Annotated in this window: 20 protein-coding genes; 14 read left to right on the plus strand and 6 right to left on the minus strand. The window is 44.6% G+C overall.

Annotated elements, in window-relative coordinates; genetic code table 11:
• The coding region (locus IPJ02_10330; GenBank protein MBK7375931.1) for a hypothetical protein at positions 1-691 on the minus strand (691 nt) is incomplete at its 3' end.
• Between the two features lie 181 nt (positions 692-872).
• Here IPJ02_10330 and IPJ02_10335 point away from each other — a divergent pair.
• From IPJ02_10335 to IPJ02_10350, 4 genes are all read left to right on the plus strand, one after another.
• Entirely contained in the window at positions 873-1,175 is a 303-nt protein-coding gene (locus IPJ02_10335; GenBank protein MBK7375932.1) for a hypothetical protein, read from the plus strand.
• A 54-nt stretch (positions 1,176-1,229) separates the two neighbouring features.
• Positions 1,230-1,637: a hypothetical protein gene (locus IPJ02_10340; protein MBK7375933.1), complete on the plus strand. Its 408-nt coding sequence runs from the start codon at positions 1,230-1,232 to the stop codon at positions 1,635-1,637.
• Positions 1,638-1,888: 251 nt separating this feature from the next.
• A complete protein-coding gene (locus IPJ02_10345) occupies positions 1,889-3,436 on the plus strand; it encodes a hypothetical protein (protein MBK7375934.1) in 1,548 nt (515 codons plus the stop codon).
• Positions 3,437-3,589: 153 nt separating this feature from the next.
• Entirely contained in the window at positions 3,590-4,330 is a 741-nt protein-coding gene (locus IPJ02_10350) for a DUF3575 domain-containing protein (protein ID MBK7375935.1), read from the plus strand.
• A 45-nt stretch (positions 4,331-4,375) separates the two neighbouring features.
• Here IPJ02_10350 and IPJ02_10355 read toward each other — a convergent pair whose 3' ends face one another.
• Positions 4,376-5,047: a hypothetical protein gene (locus IPJ02_10355; GenBank protein MBK7375936.1), complete on the minus strand. Its 672-nt coding sequence runs from the start codon at positions 5,045-5,047 to the stop codon at positions 4,376-4,378.
• Between the two features lie 217 nt (positions 5,048-5,264).
• On the opposite strand from IPJ02_10355, the gene IPJ02_10360 reads away from it, so the two are divergent.
• The 7 genes from IPJ02_10360 (at position 5,265) to IPJ02_10390 (ending at position 11,225) form a co-directional block, all read left to right on the plus strand.
• Positions 5,265-5,471 (plus strand): response regulator transcription factor, encoded by a 207-nt coding sequence (locus tag IPJ02_10360; protein MBK7375937.1) that lies wholly within the window; start codon positions 5,265-5,267, stop codon positions 5,469-5,471.
• 47 nt (positions 5,472-5,518) lie between these two features.
• Entirely contained in the window at positions 5,519-6,793 is a 1,275-nt protein-coding gene (locus tag IPJ02_10365; GenBank protein ID MBK7375938.1) for a T9SS type A sorting domain-containing protein, read from the plus strand.
• Positions 6,794-7,025: 232 nt separating this feature from the next.
• Positions 7,026-8,207 (plus strand): hypothetical protein, encoded by a 1,182-nt coding sequence (locus IPJ02_10370; protein ID MBK7375939.1) that lies wholly within the window; start codon positions 7,026-7,028, stop codon positions 8,205-8,207.
• 276 nt (positions 8,208-8,483) lie between these two features.
• Positions 8,484-8,927, plus strand: coding sequence for a 50S ribosomal protein L13 (gene rplM / locus IPJ02_10375; protein ID MBK7375940.1), 444 nt, complete (start codon positions 8,484-8,486; stop codon positions 8,925-8,927).
• Between the two features lie 61 nt (positions 8,928-8,988).
• Positions 8,989-9,378: a 30S ribosomal protein S9 gene (gene rpsI / locus IPJ02_10380; GenBank protein MBK7375941.1), complete on the plus strand. Its 390-nt coding sequence runs from the start codon at positions 8,989-8,991 to the stop codon at positions 9,376-9,378.
• 82 nt (positions 9,379-9,460) lie between these two features.
• On the plus strand, positions 9,461-10,333 hold the full coding sequence (gene rpsB, locus IPJ02_10385) for a 30S ribosomal protein S2 (GenBank protein MBK7375942.1): 873 nt from the start codon (positions 9,461-9,463) through the stop codon (positions 10,331-10,333).
• Positions 10,334-10,400: 67 nt separating this feature from the next.
• Positions 10,401-11,225 carry an elongation factor Ts gene (locus IPJ02_10390; protein ID MBK7375943.1) on the plus strand — a complete coding sequence of 275 codons (825 nt, stop codon included), beginning with the start codon at positions 10,401-10,403 and terminating at the stop codon, positions 11,223-11,225.
• Between the two features lie 75 nt (positions 11,226-11,300).
• Here IPJ02_10390 and IPJ02_10395 read toward each other — a convergent pair whose 3' ends face one another.
• On the minus strand, positions 11,301-11,885 hold the full coding sequence (locus IPJ02_10395) for a hypothetical protein (GenBank protein MBK7375944.1): 585 nt from the start codon (positions 11,883-11,885) through the stop codon (positions 11,301-11,303).
• A gap of 172 nt (positions 11,886-12,057) precedes the next feature.
• Between IPJ02_10395 and IPJ02_10400 the strand changes: the two genes are divergently transcribed.
• Both IPJ02_10400 and IPJ02_10405 read left to right on the plus strand, forming a co-directional pair.
• Positions 12,058-12,864 carry a class I SAM-dependent methyltransferase gene (locus IPJ02_10400; protein ID MBK7375945.1) on the plus strand — a complete coding sequence of 269 codons (807 nt, stop codon included), beginning with the start codon at positions 12,058-12,060 and terminating at the stop codon, positions 12,862-12,864.
• A 42-nt stretch (positions 12,865-12,906) separates the two neighbouring features.
• Positions 12,907-13,617 (plus strand): UMP kinase, encoded by a 711-nt coding sequence (locus tag IPJ02_10405; GenBank protein ID MBK7375946.1) that lies wholly within the window; start codon positions 12,907-12,909, stop codon positions 13,615-13,617.
• A 74-nt stretch (positions 13,618-13,691) separates the two neighbouring features.
• Here IPJ02_10405 and IPJ02_10410 read toward each other — a convergent pair whose 3' ends face one another.
• The 3 genes from IPJ02_10410 to IPJ02_10420 form a co-directional block, all read right to left on the minus strand.
• Entirely contained in the window at positions 13,692-14,675 is a 984-nt protein-coding gene (locus IPJ02_10410; protein MBK7375947.1) for a hypothetical protein, read from the minus strand.
• Between the two features lie 66 nt (positions 14,676-14,741).
• Complete coding sequence (locus IPJ02_10415) at positions 14,742-16,151, minus strand: hypothetical protein (protein MBK7375948.1); 1,410 nt, start codon at positions 16,149-16,151, stop codon at positions 14,742-14,744.
• Entirely contained in the window at positions 16,148-16,690 is a 543-nt protein-coding gene (locus IPJ02_10420) for a sigma-70 family RNA polymerase sigma factor (GenBank protein MBK7375949.1), read from the minus strand. The genes IPJ02_10415 and IPJ02_10420 overlap by 4 nt, the downstream gene beginning before the upstream one ends.
• A gap of 207 nt (positions 16,691-16,897) precedes the next feature.
• Between IPJ02_10420 and IPJ02_10425 the strand changes: the two genes are divergently transcribed.
• Positions 16,898-17,374: a hypothetical protein gene (locus IPJ02_10425; GenBank protein MBK7375950.1), complete on the plus strand. Its 477-nt coding sequence runs from the start codon at positions 16,898-16,900 to the stop codon at positions 17,372-17,374.
• Positions 17,375-17,432: the final 58 nt, after the last annotated feature.

Raw genomic sequence — 17,432 nt, forward strand, 5'->3', positions numbered from 1 at the left:
CACAGGATTCAACCCATACTGATCTTGATAATGCATTTTTAACCTGAGGTGTTTGTTCTCTCCGGTATACCGATCTAAAAGCCTCTATTTTAGGACGGGCGACACTATTGTCCTGTAGAAGGGGAGAGGTACAACCTCCGGTAAGAGGGATTCTTATTCTATCATCTACATGCTCTGACTTATTTGGACCAGGGGCAACCCTATACATAGTTGGAAAAATAAAAGCAGATGATTGATTCTGATATTGCTGACCCGGGAAAGTGCCGGGGTTGGCATTAACCTCACAGGCTAAATGTATCCTGATGCCATCGTATTTTAAAGTACCATCTGGTTTTCTAGAGTTTCTGAGAAGAGTCTCAATTGCGTAAACAGCACAGGCACTCAACCAATAAGTGCTGTCCAAAGCTATTATGACCCGACCCTGATCATCCCTTCGGTAAATGGAGATGAAGTCTGCCATCATTGTTCGTCCCTCCGCCTCTTCTATAATAAAATTGTCAATTCCCTTGCTATTGGTACATATATCTATTTCGCCAATCCCCTCACAGGAATCAGGCTGAGCAGCTGCCATTGTCTGCCTGGTACCGGCCGCACTGTCTTTATGGACGTCGTTGTTCTGGTTGGCGCCGTTACAGGCAATGAAAAGAGTGCTGAACAATGCTCCTGTAAAAACAATTAGAAACTTTTTCATGTGAAAGTAGTTTTTGGTTTATGATTTTATCTGAACACTAAAATCAACAATCATTCCCACAAATGCAATAGCTTTTTCACTTTTTATTTACCGTGTTTACACCCTTTCCCGTTTTTGAGCAGTTATGTATTTTTAATTCTTCCAAATAAAAACTACATTTATTTTACCTAAACCCTGATTTATGAAGAATATACTGATTACCCTGTTAGTTTGTCTGGCTGTAACGGGATATGCCCAGGTTATTACAAAGACAGAAACTACTATGTTCGATGCCCAAGGGAAAAAGACCCAAACTGTCAAAAAGACAACTGAAGAGAACAGGACCGATAATTTAAACGGAGTTACTTTTGGTATTGGAATGGGCTGGAGTTATATGTTTAATAACCCAAAAGAATATTTTCTTACTACAGATGCAGGATATAAACTGCAGGTACAGGAATTGAGCAGGTCAAGCATTGTTTTGTCTTCTGTTATTTCTAATTAAGCTGGGGAAAATGGCAGTTCAGGAGCAAAGTGATGGCACGCATCGAAAAAGGCGTTGGTAAGTGCAAAGCGGACCAAGGTTGTAACCCGGCAGTTAAATACATTTTCCGCAACAGAAGACGGGCTTGTAAATGAACCTTTAAAGTGGTATGAACACTTTGCAGTTAACGTAAGCCTGAATCTTGCGGAGATGAATGGCGGTGATATTGCCTTTAATAAATCTATCGACGGCGGTATTGGCCTTGGGTATTATTTCAATGAGTTTACCCAGGTAGCCCTGTTTTTTGACATGCTCAGGGTAAGGCAGATGCGAAGTTATTTTGTTGACAATTTCCAGGGGCAATCCATACCAAACGGAACCGGTGTTTATAATGCGCTTGACCAGAACGACAATAACCTGTTTTATAACAAATACTATCCGGGTGTTTCTGTAAAAGTGGTTTTTTCACTGGGCAATAAATAAGTCCAAGGCCAGGTCGTACCTATAAAATTTCTGAGAGCAGCCAGCCGGCTGCTTTTTTTATTCCGTCATTTCACCGGGTCATTCTCCGTTTTAATACCCTTGCCCATGCTTCCGGGCTGTTGCACTTTTGTGTAAGCGGTTTTCTTATTACACAAATGTAAAACAGTAACAAATACCCACCAACCAATATGTACAGGGAAGCCAAATGTTCAGGGAGAAGTAAAAATTATTCAATCAATAAAACTACTGTTATGAAACAAGTTAAATCATTATTAATCGCAGCTGCATTTATTTGTTTAGCCAAAGCAGGCACCGCACAGGGCTGTAATTTTACGTGGGGCAGGTGGCAAACGGCCATGACCAGCCAATGGGGTAATGTAGAGTTCAAAGTGCAGTATTCAACCTGTAATAAAGCCGGTGGCATTTGTGGCTGGCCAAAGATTGCGCTGCTCCATACGATGGGTTATAACGCCAGCCTTGATGTGACGTTGAAAGGAGTTGATTGTGAAAACAAACCGGTAAGGGCAAGCTTTAGCACCGGGGGGAAATATATAGGAGGTAATCAGGAATATAATGAACCGGGTAACTGGCATTATTTTAAAACGGTGAATGAAGTGGCAAGGGTAGAGGTATGGATGGAGAAAGATGGTGATAAGTACAGGATGGTAATGGATAAAGAAAAGGGCATCAATAAAATTTATAAAAATGGCAGCCCCCTGCTTGCCAATGGAAAAACGGAAAACGAAGAAGAAAAGGAGGCGCAGCAAAAAAGGGAGTTAGCGGAACAGAAAAAGAAAGAAGAGGAGATCCTTAAGGAACAAAAAGAGGAGGAGGAAAAAACCAAAAAAGAAACGTCCGAAAAAGAAAAACAGGAAGCCGAAAAGGAAGAAACCGATAAAATGAATGCAGCTAAATTACGCCAAAAGCAATATGAAGACAGTGTGCGCCTGGCGGAAGAAGACAGGAGAAACAGGCTGGAGAATGCAAAGAAAAAAGACGATGTGGAAAATTTACAGGCCGCTGCTATTACCACTTCGGTAGCCGGAATAATGATGAGTGATAACCTGACCATTGAAAAAATTGAAGGTCGTAAGACCTATTTCCGGGCACAGGCTTATCTAGGCGGATATAATATTCCCCAGGTGGAAAATGTTTCTGATAAGGGTAATTTCCAATACTCTTCTCTTGGCAGCCAGTTTACCTATGGAGCCGGCGTAGCGTTAGATGGCTGGTTATATAAGACCAAGATTTTTGGTTTTTTGGTTCAGCCATACATTAATTATGGCATCGACCTGGGAAGCGGTTCTTCTGGCAGTTTTTTAAGTTATGGCGGTAATGTCAGGCTGCAGTTTGGAAAAGGGATCAAGTTGTTTGCAGAGGCAGGCTATAGTTCCCGCTCAGGCACTTATGAAAGCGATAATGATGCAGTTAACAACAGCCTGGGCATTTATACAAACAGTAACGTAACAACAATTGCAAGTTTTGATTATACCACCTACCGTTATGGAGGTGGTTTAATCGTAGATGCGATGAAGGAAGAGAACAAGAATATGGACCTGGGACTTAAACTAGGTGTTTATATAGACAATCCTAAAACAGCAGACTGGGATAAAAAATATAAAACGCCCCTGTTGTATGAAATGCAGTTCATAGCAAAAGGCGGATTTTTTATACGCGGTGAATATAGTACAGGCTACCCTTTTTCCGGTACAGCTTTGTACAAAATTGACGAACATCCCAAAGGACAATACTGGACCTTGCACCTGGGTAAAGTGTTCAATCTTACACGGTCAAAATGATACAAGGAATTAATTAAATTTCAGGCAGGAGCTGGCATCTTTTCAAAAGATGCCAGCTCTTTTAAGATTTGCGGCAACAGGGTATTTTATCGCCTTGTCACAAGGCATATATTTACTCATTCCTTTTCAGTTAACCTTTAAACCAAACTTGTCATGAGAAAATTATTTATTCTACTGGTTGCAGCCTTTAGTTGCACCACACTGCTGGCACAAAATGAAAAAAAGGAACCTGCCGCTGCAAAAAATATGGTGAAGCTGAACCTGACGGCGCTGGCATTAAAGAACTTCAGCCTGCAATACGAACGGGCTGTGGCAAAAAAAGTTACGGTGGCCGGTACCTTCCGTTATATGCCCACCGGGAGCATTCCTTTTAAAAGTTCATTTATAACGATCGCCGATGACCCGGATACAGAACGCCAGCTGAACAACCTGAAAGTGGGCAATATCGCCTTTATGCCTGAAGTGCGGTTTTACTTCAGCAAGAAAGGCGCTTACCGGGGATTTTACCTGGGCCTGTTTGGAAGCTTGGCGAGGTATAGCGCCGAAGTTCCTTTTGAATACGATGATGCCGGCCTTACCAAAACCATTCCCATGAGCGGGAACATTACCACGATCACCGGCGGACTGATGATCGGGTCACAGTTCAGGCTCGGCGGCCCGGTTTATTTAGACTGGTGGATACTGGGACCTAATTATGGTACTTCCAGCGGTAACCTGAGCGGGAAGAAATCAATGAGCCCATCTGAACAACAGTCTTTGCGGGATGAACTGACCGATGTGGATATTCCCATGACCAAATTCACCTATACCGTGGATGCAAACGGCGCTGCCATGGATATTAAAGGCCCGTGGGCAGGCATCCGGGCTGGTATAAATATCGGGTTCCGGTTCTGATCAGGCAGATATATAATTTAATTGATGACAGCTTTTAGAAAGCTGTCATTTCTTTTTTCTGTTCTCCTCATCCTTCAGGAACAAAAATTCTGCCTTGGTTATCCAGGAGATGCCGAAAGATATCAGTGCCAGCGATTCGAACCAGAAAACAAGCCGGTACTTAGTACTTAACTCATCCAGCCAGATCATGCATACAGCAATGGCTGCAATGCAGGCGATCATGATGATGCCGCAAACCAGGTAAACGATATTGCGTTCCTCTTTTTGCCGGGTAAGCTTTTTGGCGGGGTCTGTTTTCCGGAAGAGGTAAAGAGAGAAGAAGCTGAAGACCGAAAAAAGCAGTACGGCAAAAACAAAGTGCATGCTGTGTACCACCCGGTTGCAACTGGTGGTGGGGAACAGGGCCACTCCCAGGGCAAAAAGACAGCCCAGGTTTGCAGTTATGCTGTCGGTCCTGTCATAGCCTTTGTAGGTCATTAAAAAGAAACCGAGTACGAACAGTACGCCCACCAGTATATCACCGGCGGTTCCGTTATCATAATAATCGCTTACCGAGAATTCAATGTTCAGCGTGCGGTTGGCAATGAGGTTTCCAATGATCAGCAGCAGGGGCAATAATATTCCTGTGGCACCTATTAGTATGCGCAGGGCATAATAGGAAATGATCTGGTCATTTTTTTCGGGTGTTTTCACGTGGGGCATTATATCCTTTTGCATGAGAATAGTTTTTTGGGGTTGGGGATAAAGCTGCGGTACTAAAAATAAACATTATTCACAGAACCGGCATACCGTCTTTTCACTCCCCGTAATCTCCGTTAATATACCCTTGATAGGCTTTTGTGTCCGTTGCATATTTGTATGGTGATCGGGGATGGTACACAAAAGGGGTATTGATGGGGGCAGTTACTTATTTTATTTTTAATTCATAAAGCAAATGGGAAGATCAGCAAAGCCTCTCACCAGACGTGAACAGGAAGTATTGGCCGGATTGGCAAAAGGTCATTTGTACAAAGAGATCTCTCACTACCTGTCCATATCCCTCGATACGGTAAAGAAACACTGTAAGAACATTTACCAGAAACTGAACGTGCGTAACCGGACCGAAGCTGCCAATTATTTCAATTCCAGGAAAGCGGCATAACCCCCTATTATAGAAACTGTTTTATTAAATACCTAAAGCTTCTAAGCATGAAAAAAATCTTACTTACTCCGCTCATCGCCCTTTGCTGTATGTATGCTGCGGGGCAGCCCACCGCCGGGCTGGTGGCCTACTTTCCGTTGAATGGAAATTTTACATCCACAACGCCCACTACTATCACAGGTACTGTTAATGGAGCCACTGCTACCACTAATATGGCAGGTACGGCGAACAGTGCGATGAACTTTTTAAATCCAGAACCTTTGCTTGTTCCGCAGTTTGGAACCCATTCCATTAATGCTAACACAAGCTTTGGCGCCGCCCAGGACTTCTCGATTGTGTTTACTGCTTATGCCAATTCGCCTTTTGTACACACAGGTGGTTTTTATGATAACAATCTGAATAGTTCAGGTCCGGGTGTTTGGTTCTGGAATGCCAGCGGGTTTCCACAGGTTCAGTTCAACTTCAGGAATGCCTCGGTAGGAAGCACCAATGGCGCTTTTTCAGTTGGGGCATGGAAACATGTGTGTGTAGTAAGAAGCGGAGGCTCCCTGCTCTTATATATAAACGGAGTATTGAATGCTACGGGAGTTGTTGGTACAGGAACACCGGTTTATAATATACCCGCCAGGTTTGGTACGATGTCATTTTATCAATACTCACCACCTGAATACAACGGCTTTAATGGCAAACTGGATGAATTACGGATATACAACCGGGCGCTTACGCTTGCCGAAATACAGGGAATGAGCGGTGGGGCGTTGCCGGTAAAACTTACTTTATTTACTGCTTCAAAAAATAATAACAACGTTATACTAAAGTGGCAAACACAGTACGAGCAAAACAGCAGCCATTATAATATACAGCGCAGCAACGACGGACTGAACTTTACCAATGTGGCAAGAGTTAGCGCTGCAGGTAATTCGAACCTGCCGCTTAATTATTCTCATAACGATCTGCTGCCTGCCGCTGTACAATCTCAAAAAACTGTTTTTTACAGGCTGCAGTCTGTTGATGTGGATGGAAAATTTTCTTATAGCCAGGTAATCGCCCTCCAGCTGGATGCTAAAGACATGCAGTTATTTGTTTCTCCCAACCCCGCAAAAGATGTATTACAGGTGCAAACGGGCAACAGTAATGCAGGCAATGCAGTACTCATCATCTCGGATGCATCCGGAAGGCAGGTGGTCAGGAAAACTATTGAACTGCAGCAGGGGAATAACAGCATACCGGTAAATATCTCCATGCTTGGCAGGGGAACTTATTTTGTGCGGATCGTAAATGGCAAAGAATCGTTTACTAAACAATTTATAAAAGCAGATTAAGTACCCGGTAAAACCCAGTGAAACTTTAATTGTCAATAGCCTTTAACCAGGCGTCTGCCAAATGGTCAACAAACAGCCCCGCTCGGGGCTGTTTGTATTTGATCCGGTCCCCCGTATTATTCACCGTGAATAAACATAAAGTTTCCCGTCATTTCGCTCTTTCCCCGGGTTTTGTTTTTTTTAAAATTTACAGCACAATCAGAACCATTGATCACATGCTAAAAACACTATTATGAAAAAGATGATCCCGGCCGGAATAATGAACGGAAGTTTTGTACTTACTGGCCTGCTTTTTATGGCTGTTCTTTTTACCCGCTGTAAAAAGGAAGACCTGGTGCCAACCCCAAATCCAACACCTACTACGGGGCAGGGGATGTTCTGGACTGCCTCTGACCTGGGCTGCGGAAATATTACGGTTACCTTAGGTGGGGCTTCGGGAAGCATCAGCACTTATTACAATACCAGTATTCCATCCTGTGGCGCTGCTGGCTGTGCAACGTTTGACCTGGCCCCCGGCACCTATACTTATTTTGCCAGCTGTTCGGGTGGACAAACCTGGTCCGGTTCTATAACGATCGTGGCCGGAGGCTGCAGTAAAATACAGCTTACCGGCGGCGGCGGCGGTTCCACTACCGGCCAGGGAATGTTCTGGATAGCTTCGGATCTTGGCTGCGGAAATATAACCGTTATCTGCAACGGCATAAGCCGGACGATAACCGGTTTTTATGGCACGGCTCCATCTTGTGGGGCAAGCGGTTGTGCCACATTTGATCTGGGTCCGGGTACCTATTCTTTCTCGGCCAGTTGCACCGGTAAGACATGGACAGGTAATATAACCATCACTGCAGGTAATTGCAGCAAGTTTCAGCTTACCAGCAGTGGCGGCGGAGGCGGCGGTTCCACTACCGGCCAGGGTATGTTCTGGATAAATACCGACCAGGGTTGTGGAAATATCACGGTTGTCTGCAACGGCATCACCCGTACCATCAGTAGTTTTTATGCTTCTGCTCCCTCCTGCGGAGCAAGTGGCTGCGCTACTTTTGATCTGAGCCCCGGCACCTATTCTTATTCGGCAAGCTGCACCGGTAAAACCTGGAATGGAAATATAACCATTACAGCAGGCGGTTGCAGTAAAGTACAGCTCACCAGCAGCGGGGGTGGCTCTACCACCGGCCAGGGCATGTTTTGGACAGCAACGAATCATGGATGTGGCCCCATTAATGTGGTTTGCAACGGCATCACCCGTACCATCAGCAGTTATTATGCTTCCATGCCGGCATGTGGTGCAAGCGGCTGTGCCAATTTCAATCTCAGCCCCGGCACCTATTCTTATTCGGCCAGTTGTTCAGGCTATACCTGGAATGGTAATATAACGATCACGGCCGGCGGCTGCAGCAGGATACAGTTCCTGTAAAGTCCCATTACCGGTAACCTTTTATAGTGAACATGCCGGGCTGTTTTAAAACAGCCCGGCTTTGCATAAATAATCACAGATAAACCGGAATTACTCATCCTTTTTTACCAGTATTAAAAAATATGGGCAAAAATTTTACTGAAAATCAGCTGTTTATAAAAGTTCAATTAAAAATACTTCCTCTTTTCTTTGGATGGTAACCTTGGTTAGGCTTACCTTCGCCGTCCAAAATTTAAAGCCACGGGGATAGCCGTGGTAAAACCTAAAACAGAAAAGATGAGCAAATTACATTTCACTACCAAACATGCGAACGAGGCTACCGTTACACACAACTGGTACGTTGTGGATGGTACTAATCAAACCGTAGGCCGCATGTGTTCAAAGATCGCTGCAATACTTCGTGGTAAGAACAAAGCCTACTACACGCCACACGTTGATTGCGGCGACTACATCATTGTTACCAATTGCGAAAAGGTAAAACTTACGGGTAATAAGATGGATAATAAAGTATATGACACGTTCAGCGGTTACCCGGGCGGTCGTAAGGAAGAGGTTGCAAAAACGCTGCTGAAGCGCAGGCCGGAAGTGATCATTGAGCGGGCTGTTAAAGGCATGCTTCCAAAAAACCGGTTGGGCCGCAAAATGTACAAAAAACTTTTTGTGTACCAGGGTGATGTGCATCCGCATGGAGCACAACAACCAAAAGAACTGAAATTCTAACCCTTCGGCTTCGCCCAGGGTTATTAAAAACAAATAATTTTCATTCGAAACAAAACAATAAATGGAAAAGCAAAAAAATGCAGTCGGCCGGAGAAAAGAAGCGGTAACCCGTATCTTCCTTTCAAAAGGAGATGGGAAAATAACCGTTAACGGCAAAGATTATAAAACGTATTTTCCGCTGGTGTATTTACAGAACCAGGTGGAAGCGCCTTTAAAAACAGTTGAGTCTGCCGATAAATTTGATGTAGTGGTCAACGCTACAGGCGGCGGGGTAAAAGGACAGGCAGAAGCAGCCAAGCTGGGCATTGCCCGGGCGTTGATCGAGGTGAATGCTGAATACCGTCCGGCTTTAAAAGCTGCCGGTTTGCTGAAGCGTGACCCACGTTCTGTTGAGCGTAAAAAACCAGGTCGCAAAAAAGCAAGAAGGAGCTTCCAGTTCTCTAAACGTTAATCGTTATTGGTTAATCGTAATCCGGTTGGCCAGCTACCATTAACAGATAACATTTAACAAATAACAGTTAACATAACATACAATGGAAAATAATACTTCCTTACAACAGCAACTTTTAGAAGCCGGTGTTCATTTCGGTCACCTGAAGAAGAAATGGAACCCCAAAATGCTGCCTTATATCTTTGCAGAAAAGAAAGGCATTCACATCATCGACCTGAACAAGACCGTGGAAGGTTTGCAGGAATCTGCGGCAGCGCTTAAAGCGATCGCACGCAGCGGTAAAAAAGTAATGTTTGTGGCCACCAAAAAGCAGGCTAAAGAAATTACCAGCGATTGTGCAAAGCGGGTGAACATGCCATTTGTTACCGAGCGCTGGCTGGGTGGTATGCTGACCAACTTCAACACCGTTCGCAAGAGCGTTAAGAAGATGCAGAGCATTGAAAAGATGCTGGCAGACGGAAGCGCTGAAAGCCTGACCAAGAAAGAACGCCTCACCCTGAGCCGGGATAAGGAAAAAATGGAAAAAGTGCTTGGCGGTATCTCCCAGATAAGCCGTGTACCTGCTGCCCTGTTCCTGGTGGATATCGGTCATGAGCACATTGCCCTTGCCGAAGCAAAGAAATTAGGCATCACCACGTTTGGTATGGTGGATACGAACTGTGATCCGAACAGGGTTGATTTTGCCATTCCGGCCAATGACGATGCTACCAAATCAATTGCCATTGTTGTTAATTACCTGACCGCTGCCATTGCCGAAGGTTTACAGGAGCGCCAGGCTGATAAAGACGAAGAAGACAGCCACGATGTGGAGGAAAGCGCCGAAGCCAAAGCAGCCCGTTTTGAAGAAAAAGTGGAGGGAAGTGAAGAAAGAGCGAAACGTGGAAGGGGTACTTCTGCTCCAAAACGCCGCATACCGGGTCCGGGTGCAGGCGGCAGAAAGCCGGCAACTAAATAATTGCCGGTACCAAAACAGCACTGCGGGGAGGAGCATTTAATTTTTTAATTTTTAATTTTTAATTCAAATGAGTGTTACAATAACAGCAGCAGATATAAATAAATTACGCCAGACAACCGGCGCCGGTATGATGGATTGCCGCAAAGCATTGACAGAAAGCAACGGCGATTTTGAAGCAGCCATTGACTGGTTACGCAAACAGGGCCAGAAAGTAGCCGCCAAGCGCAGCGACCGGGAGGCCAAAGAAGGGGTGGTGATCGCTCAAACAACAGCCGACCATAAAAGCGGTATCGTTCTTTGCATCAGCTGCGAAACAGACTTCGTAAGCAAGAATGCTGAATTTGTGGCCTTTGCACAAAGCATTGCCGATGCAGCCATCGCCAACAATGTTAAAACAGCAGAAGAATTAAATGCTGTTTCTGTAAATGGTTCAACGGTTACAGAACTGATCAATGATAAACTGGCAGCCATCGGGGAAAAAATTGCCCTCACAAAATTTGAAAGGATCGATGCTCCTTACGTGGCTTCTTATATACACGGTGCCAACCGCATGGGTGTATTGGTGGCCATGACCAAAGAAGCAGCCGAAGCAGGTAAAGACGTGGCCATGCAGATCGCAGCCATGAACCCGCTGGCTGTTGATGAAACTTCCATCGCCCCGGAAACGGTTGCGCGGGAAAAGGAGATCGCTATTGAGCAGATCAAGGCCGAAGGCAAACCGGCTGAAATGGCTGAAAAGATCGCCATGGGTAAAGTGAACAAGTTCTTTAAAGAAAATACCTTGCTGGCCCAGGCTTTTGTAAAAGATAACAGCAAATCCGTAGCGGATTATTTGAAGAGTGTGGATGGGGATTTGAAAGTTACAGATTTTAAGCGGGTGGCATTGGGATGATTTCAAAATACAGAAATAGTAAAAAGAGCGAAACATTTTGTTTCGCTCTTTTTTGTTCCGGCAAGATGCGGGTAATTAATTTTCTTCATTCGCCGGGTAAATATTGTCTGCCATTTTCCACTTCCCGTTTTCTTTAACGAAAGGTACAATGCTCCAGGTACGGTCTTTTTCCTGTGCACCTTCCATAAGTTCGCTGCCGATCCTTAAAAGAGCGGTATTGCCGGTAATGGTAACCACGTATTTATTTTTTGGTGACGTATACCATTTGTACGTATACTGAATGGATTCCTGTCCGCCTGCCCAGCGGTCATAATCAAAACCTGCTGCAATTTCTTCAACCGGATCGGCTTTAAAGCAGCTATCCGAATATTTAAAATGTGCTCTTTCGGCTTCTATATAGGCTTCACCCACGTAAGGCACATTACTGCGCAGGTATGAAAAATACTTTTCCGCTTCCTTCCATTGAACACGATAAGGTGGTGCATTATCTTTTCCCTTGCCTTTATACAAAATAAATGAATTGAATTTCACCTCATGCTTCCGGTAAAAATCCAGGAAGTTGAAAAAGGTTTGCCTGATCTGTTTTTGCTCCGTGGTCAACTGGGCAAAAGAATGAATGGCAATGCATGCTGTTACCAGCAGGAGGATTACTTTTTTCATGATCAGTATTTTACAAAAATATAGAAACCTGCAATGATTTGATTGCTAAAAATAGGATGTGGGTATCTTCTGCACATACCCTTCAATGGGTATTTTTTTAATGGTTGAAACCGGTTGATCATTAAAAATACCCGGGTTTTACTACGTACCAAATAACCTGTAATTTTAATGAATGGAAACCTATCAATCTTATTTTGAAGAAAACAGACAGTCATGGAACAAGCGCACCGGCGTTCATAAGGACTCTGCTTTTTATGACCTGGCAGGATTTAAAAAAGGAGCCTCCTCCCTTAGCCCCATTGAACTGGGCGAACTGGGCGATGTGAAAGGGAAAACCCTGCTGCACCTGCAATGCCATTTTGGGATGGATACCATGAGCTGGGAAAGGGAAGGGGCAACCGTTACGGGTGTTGACCTGAGTGATGAAGCGATAAAACTGGCCAATGAAACAAGAACGGAACTTAACCTGGGTGCCGAATTCATTTGCTGCAACGTGTATGACCTGAAAGATCATCTGGATAAAAAGTTCGATATTGTTTTCACTTCCTATGGCACCATTGGCTGGTTGCCTGACCTTGACAGGTGGGCGGAGATCGTTTCTTATTTCTTAAAACCCGGGGGCACATTTTACATCGCCGATTTTCACCCGGCCTTGTGGATGATGGATGATAATTTTGAATACATTAAATACAGTTACTTCAATACCCAGGTGATCACGGAAGAGATATCCGGTTCTTATTCCGACCGGAATGCCCCGATAAGATCCACGGAGCATGGCTGGAACCATCCGTTTACCGAGATCTTTAATTCGCTGCTGAAGTATGATCTGCAGATCATACAGTTCAATGAATTTCCGTATTCAACCTACAATTGTTTTAATAACCTGGAACAGGGTGAAGATGGCATGTGGCGCATAAAGGGAATGAATGAAAAACTACCTATGATGTATTCCATAAAAGCAAGGAAAGAAACCCGTTAGCTATCGGGATAAAAATATATCTTCGCAAAAATTAACATGCCGATGCTTCCTAAGTACAAAAGAATCCTGCTTAAACTTTCCGGCGAATCCTTAATGGGGGATAAGAATTTCGGTATCGACAGCGAAGTGATCGCCCGGTATGCGCAGGACATAAAATCGATCATTGAACTGGGTGTGCAGGTGGCCATTGTGATCGGGGGAGGGAATATCTACCGGGGTACCAATGAGGCGGAAAGCGGTATTGAAAGGGCCCAGGGAGATTATATGGGTATGCTGGCAACGGTCATCAATGGTATGGCCGTGCAGAGTGGCCTGGAGAAGGCCGGCATTTATACCCGTTTGCAAAGTGCCATAAAAATGGAGCAGATCGCAGAACCATACATACGCAGAAGGGCCATGCGTCACCTGGAAAAAGGAAGGGTGGTGATCTTTGGAGCCGGTACCGGTAACCCTTATTTTACGACCGATACAGCCGGTTCATTACGGGCCATTGAGATCAAAGCCGATGTCATCTTAAAGGGTACCCGGGTGAATGGCATTTATACGGCCGATCCTGAAAAAGATCCGACCGCAACAAAATATGAGACCATCTCTTTTGCCGATTGCATACAAAAGAACCTGAAGGTGATGGATATGACGGCTTTCACTTTATGCATGGAAAATAATTTACCCATCGTGGTATTCGATATGAATACAGAGGGCAATCTTCTGAAAGTGGTGACCGGCGAAAAAGTGGGCACGCTTGTGACTTAAAAACCGAAAAGGCTATAAAGCAAAAGGGCTGCATGATTTCATGCAGCCCTTTTCATTCTTGTTTGGTTTGAGGGTTAAAGGGTACTTAGATAGGCTAATATTTCGGGTAAAGATCTTTTAACGGGCCTGACAGAAACAACCTGGGTATTTGTACCATTTGTTGGGGTCATGGTAACGGCACTCTCGTAACCTAAATAATAATCGTTCGCCTGTTTGGAAATGACCACAACCGTGATCACTTTACCAACGGGCAGTTTCGGGCTGATGAATTTTTTTGCGCTCAGTTCCGGATGCATACCGGCTACCGAACGGAAATCTTTCAGTACGGTAAACGCCATCGTGTTGGTATTGGTAAAATAATTTGCAATTTCTGCCGATACCGATACCGTAGCAGAACTTGCCACATTGTAATTATAAGCCACGTTTATCCAGCGCAGGTGATTGGTATAAATTTCATAGACCTGGGAGCCGGCATTAATAAAGTTATTTGCCAGGTCATTGTTCGGAAGCCAGTTGAAATGCTGCGGATTTGATTCGTCACCAAAGAACAACTTCATCTGCTGGTTGACGGGAAGATCGGTATACCGGATATTTATTTTTGCATTGGGCGCCAGCAAGACCGGAACACCATCCTTTTTCAACCGTACAAAAAGTTCACCGGCACTGACCTGCAAACTGTCGTTGCTGGTGGTAGGCCTGTTCATGCGGATCATATCTCCTTTCTTTCTCAATACAAGGATCTCTACCTGTACCTTGCCGGTAAGGGGCTGGCCGGTGGTGCTTACGCAGCAGTTGGGAGGGAAGTTGACCTGCACACCAAACGGAGTGGATACCGTGGCAATATTAGCGTTGACTTCAATGCTGTCGTTATACGGAGCAAGGAGTAAACTGTTCTTCAGTATTGAAACCGGCATGGACGCAGTAACAGCAGGTTGCCAGGTGGTATCGGGACCATTCACCTGTCCCGGGTCAGGTACAAAAATATCCGTATTCTTCTGGCAGGAATTCAACAGGAATATTCCCGCTGCTAAAAATGATCTGATTATTTTTTTGTTCATTGATCTTATAGTTTTAATAGGCCCGCATTATTCAGATACTTCATTTTCATTTTGTGCTGCCTGGTATTATTTCAGGTCAAGCCGTACGCCTAAGCGAAGGCCCGCTGTTTGGTATTTTTGTTTTAATGTGGTATTGTCTTTATTCATCGGTGAAAAATTATACCTGAAATAAGGCTCTGCCAGCAGGTGAAGCTTCTCATTCAGTTTATAATAAACAGCCACCCCGCCGGTAAAGCCAAGGCCTGCATTTGTTTTGAACTGGTATGGCGAGGAACTTTTCCCGGTGGTGATGCTGACCGGCTGGTAGGATGCATCAAGCACGTCTCCCTTTTGCCAGCTGTAGATATTCACGATCACCCCCGCATTGATGTTTGCATGCCATTTGCCATTTCCTAATTCATACCCCACTACCAGCGGAACGTCAATGCTCCGGTATTTATTAATGGTTGTTTTATAGCGGGTGCCGGTAGTGGTATAGGTTCCCAGTGTATCACCGTTGGCATCAATGATATACGTTACATGCACAATATTGCCCTGGCTGAACGTGAACTTTTCATTTATCTGGCTGTAATTAACTCCGGCACGTACACTCATGGAGTTATTAAAGACCCTTGTGTAGCGGATGCCGGCGCTGTATGCCGAACTGAATTTTGTACTTTCTTTTCTCTTCTTCAGGTATTCGGAATTTCCGGTATCACTTAAACTACGGAAAGCGTAATCGGGGCCGGCATATATTTCCAGGTATTTTTTATTCCCGGAGGCATTCTTTTCAATACCGGGACAATCAGGAAGAAAGGATACCTGGTTAAAAGAAAGAAGTAATTGTCTTTTATTTTTTTGCCCCGCAGCCATTTTTTCAGCATCAAACGTCAGGCGTCCCAGTAAACTACCCCCGGTTAAATATTCATCTTTCTCCTCTTCAGGACCGGGAGCGGTCATATTCATGTTCAATAAGCTGCCGGTGCCCTTTTGTTTTTTCCTCGCAGTTCCGGAATTCTCCGTTACTGAAATCTCATCATCATTCTGTGATGAAGGGGCGCTTATAAGAATATTGTTTTTCCCGGTGGTTGAAAGAGAAGAATTGTTGCCTGCTGATGTGTTGCCTGGATCGGCTCCCCCTTTTTCTGTATTTAAGCCGGTGGAAGGATTTTCCTGTGCGGCGGAATTGTTATTGCCCGGTATCTGATCCTTGCCAGTTGTTATTTGCGGGTTGCCCGGAACACTGTTTTTTCCGGAAGCAGTTTCTGTATTGACAGGCACAGCCGTTTTATTGAAATACCACCAGGCCGTTCCGGTACTTATTGCCAGGAACAGGCCAGCCAGCAGCAGCCTGGTTTTATTGCTGTTCCAGAAACCAACCGGTTTTCTCCGTTCGTTCCGGGCGGCAATATTCTCCCAGATGCGTGGGTGCACATCGGGAGCGTAACTGCTGAACTGCTCTTTTATATAGTTATCAAATTGCTGGCTGTTGTTCATACTGCCACTTTTTGTAATTGTAAAATTTGTTTTTGCAGCATATTACGGGCTTTTACCAGTTGGCTTCGGCTGGTGCCCGGCTGTATGCCCAGCATTTCGGCTATCTCATCATGTTGAAATCCTTCTACCACGTATAAATTAAAAATGATCCGGTAACCGTCGGGCAGGCTGTTGATCAGGTCCAGTAATTCCTTCTCGGTCAGGTGGCTGTAGGCCGATGGTTCCATACCACTTTCATCCCGGTCCTTCACCTCGTATCCCACCACTTCTTTTTCATATCTCCGTAAGGAGTATTTTTTCAAAGCCGTATTAACTACGATCCTTCTTATCCATCCTTCAAAAGAACCTTCAAATTTAAACTGCTGCAACTTGTCAAAAACCTTGATAAATGCATCCTGTAAAATGTCCTCCGCATCGGCCCCGTTGCGGGCATAACGATGACAAACGCCAAGCATACGGCTGGCGAAGCGGTGAAAAATTTCCTTTTGGCAGGAAGGTTCCCCCCTTAAACATCCTCGTATGAGTTGGTCTTCCGTCAATTATTGTTAAGTTTACACCGGGCATTTACTGTTGAAGATACCCGGACACTTCAATACGCTGCCCCAAAGGGGTTTATTGCTTAAAAGGTACAAAAAAGGGCTGATTTCCTTGTTTTTAGGGGGTAAACCGGCTAATTTGAAAAAGAACCGTATTTAAAATAAAAAAATACCATGTTTTCAGAATAACAGGTAAAACAACTGGTTTCCATGAACGACAGTCTGCAGGTGCAGATTGCTGATATAAATACGGTGCTTTCTGAACGGGAAAAGGAACTGGAGATACTCCGGGCCGAACTCTTTGAGGCGACAACCTTACGTAGTAAACTGGAAGGCCAGTCGGCCGAAATTGAAAGCATACAGGATAAACTTGGAATAAAGCAGCAGCAGGCAGAGGGTGCCGAAGAAAGGGCGTTGGAACTGAAACAGGAACTGGGTGAAGCAAAAAGACTGCAGGTAAAATACGATGACCTGGCGCAACAATATGCCTACCTGCAAACTCAATATGAAGACATTAAGCTGCAACTGGCAGAGGTAACTGAAAGAAATTTTCAGCTGCAGCAGGTTGCCGGACGGATAGGTGAACTGGAAAGCAGGCTGGAAAACATGGCCATCGAACGGGATGATCTGAAAGAAAGAATAAAAACGATGGAATCACTGAAACACCTGCGGGAATTCAACGTATAATATTTGCGTGTTGACCTTTAAAAAGGACTGTTGTAAAGCAGCCCTTTTTTATTTGTAC

The sequence above is a fragment of the Chitinophagaceae bacterium genome, assembly GCA_016710165.1.
In the GTDB taxonomy this organism is placed as follows: Bacteria; Bacteroidota; Bacteroidia; order Chitinophagales; family Chitinophagaceae; genus Ferruginibacter.

Excerpts from the sequence above, each read along its gene's own strand:
- IPJ02_10335 (MBK7375932.1), top strand. The coding sequence starts at position 873 with ATGAAGAATATACTGATTACCCTGTTAGTTTGTCTGGCTGTAACGGGA.
- IPJ02_10345 (MBK7375934.1), top strand. The coding sequence starts at position 1,889 with ATGAAACAAGTTAAATCATTATTAATCGCAGCTGCATTTATTTGTTTA.
- IPJ02_10350 (MBK7375935.1), top strand. The coding sequence starts at position 3,590 with ATGAGAAAATTATTTATTCTACTGGTTGCAGCCTTTAGTTGCACCACA.
- IPJ02_10355 (MBK7375936.1), bottom strand. The coding sequence starts at position 5,047 with ATGCAAAAGGATATAATGCCCCACGTGAAAACACCCGAAAAAAATGAC.
- IPJ02_10360 (MBK7375937.1), top strand. The coding sequence starts at position 5,265 with ATGGGAAGATCAGCAAAGCCTCTCACCAGACGTGAACAGGAAGTATTG.
- IPJ02_10365 (MBK7375938.1), top strand. The coding sequence starts at position 5,519 with ATGAAAAAAATCTTACTTACTCCGCTCATCGCCCTTTGCTGTATGTAT.
- IPJ02_10370 (MBK7375939.1), top strand. The coding sequence starts at position 7,026 with ATGAAAAAGATGATCCCGGCCGGAATAATGAACGGAAGTTTTGTACTT.
- rplM (MBK7375940.1), top strand. The coding sequence starts at position 8,484 with ATGAGCAAATTACATTTCACTACCAAACATGCGAACGAGGCTACCGTT.
- rpsI (MBK7375941.1), top strand. The coding sequence starts at position 8,989 with ATGGAAAAGCAAAAAAATGCAGTCGGCCGGAGAAAAGAAGCGGTAACC.
- rpsB (MBK7375942.1), top strand. The coding sequence starts at position 9,461 with ATGGAAAATAATACTTCCTTACAACAGCAACTTTTAGAAGCCGGTGTT.
- IPJ02_10390 (MBK7375943.1), top strand. The coding sequence starts at position 10,401 with ATGAGTGTTACAATAACAGCAGCAGATATAAATAAATTACGCCAGACA.
- IPJ02_10395 (MBK7375944.1), bottom strand. The coding sequence starts at position 11,885 with ATGAAAAAAGTAATCCTCCTGCTGGTAACAGCATGCATTGCCATTCAT.
- IPJ02_10400 (MBK7375945.1), top strand. The coding sequence starts at position 12,058 with ATGGAAACCTATCAATCTTATTTTGAAGAAAACAGACAGTCATGGAAC.
- IPJ02_10405 (MBK7375946.1), top strand. The coding sequence starts at position 12,907 with ATGCTTCCTAAGTACAAAAGAATCCTGCTTAAACTTTCCGGCGAATCC.
- IPJ02_10410 (MBK7375947.1), bottom strand. The coding sequence starts at position 14,675 with ATGAACAAAAAAATAATCAGATCATTTTTAGCAGCGGGAATATTCCTG.
- IPJ02_10415 (MBK7375948.1), bottom strand. The coding sequence starts at position 16,151 with ATGAACAACAGCCAGCAATTTGATAACTATATAAAAGAGCAGTTCAGC.
- IPJ02_10425 (MBK7375950.1), top strand. The coding sequence starts at position 16,898 with ATGAACGACAGTCTGCAGGTGCAGATTGCTGATATAAATACGGTGCTT.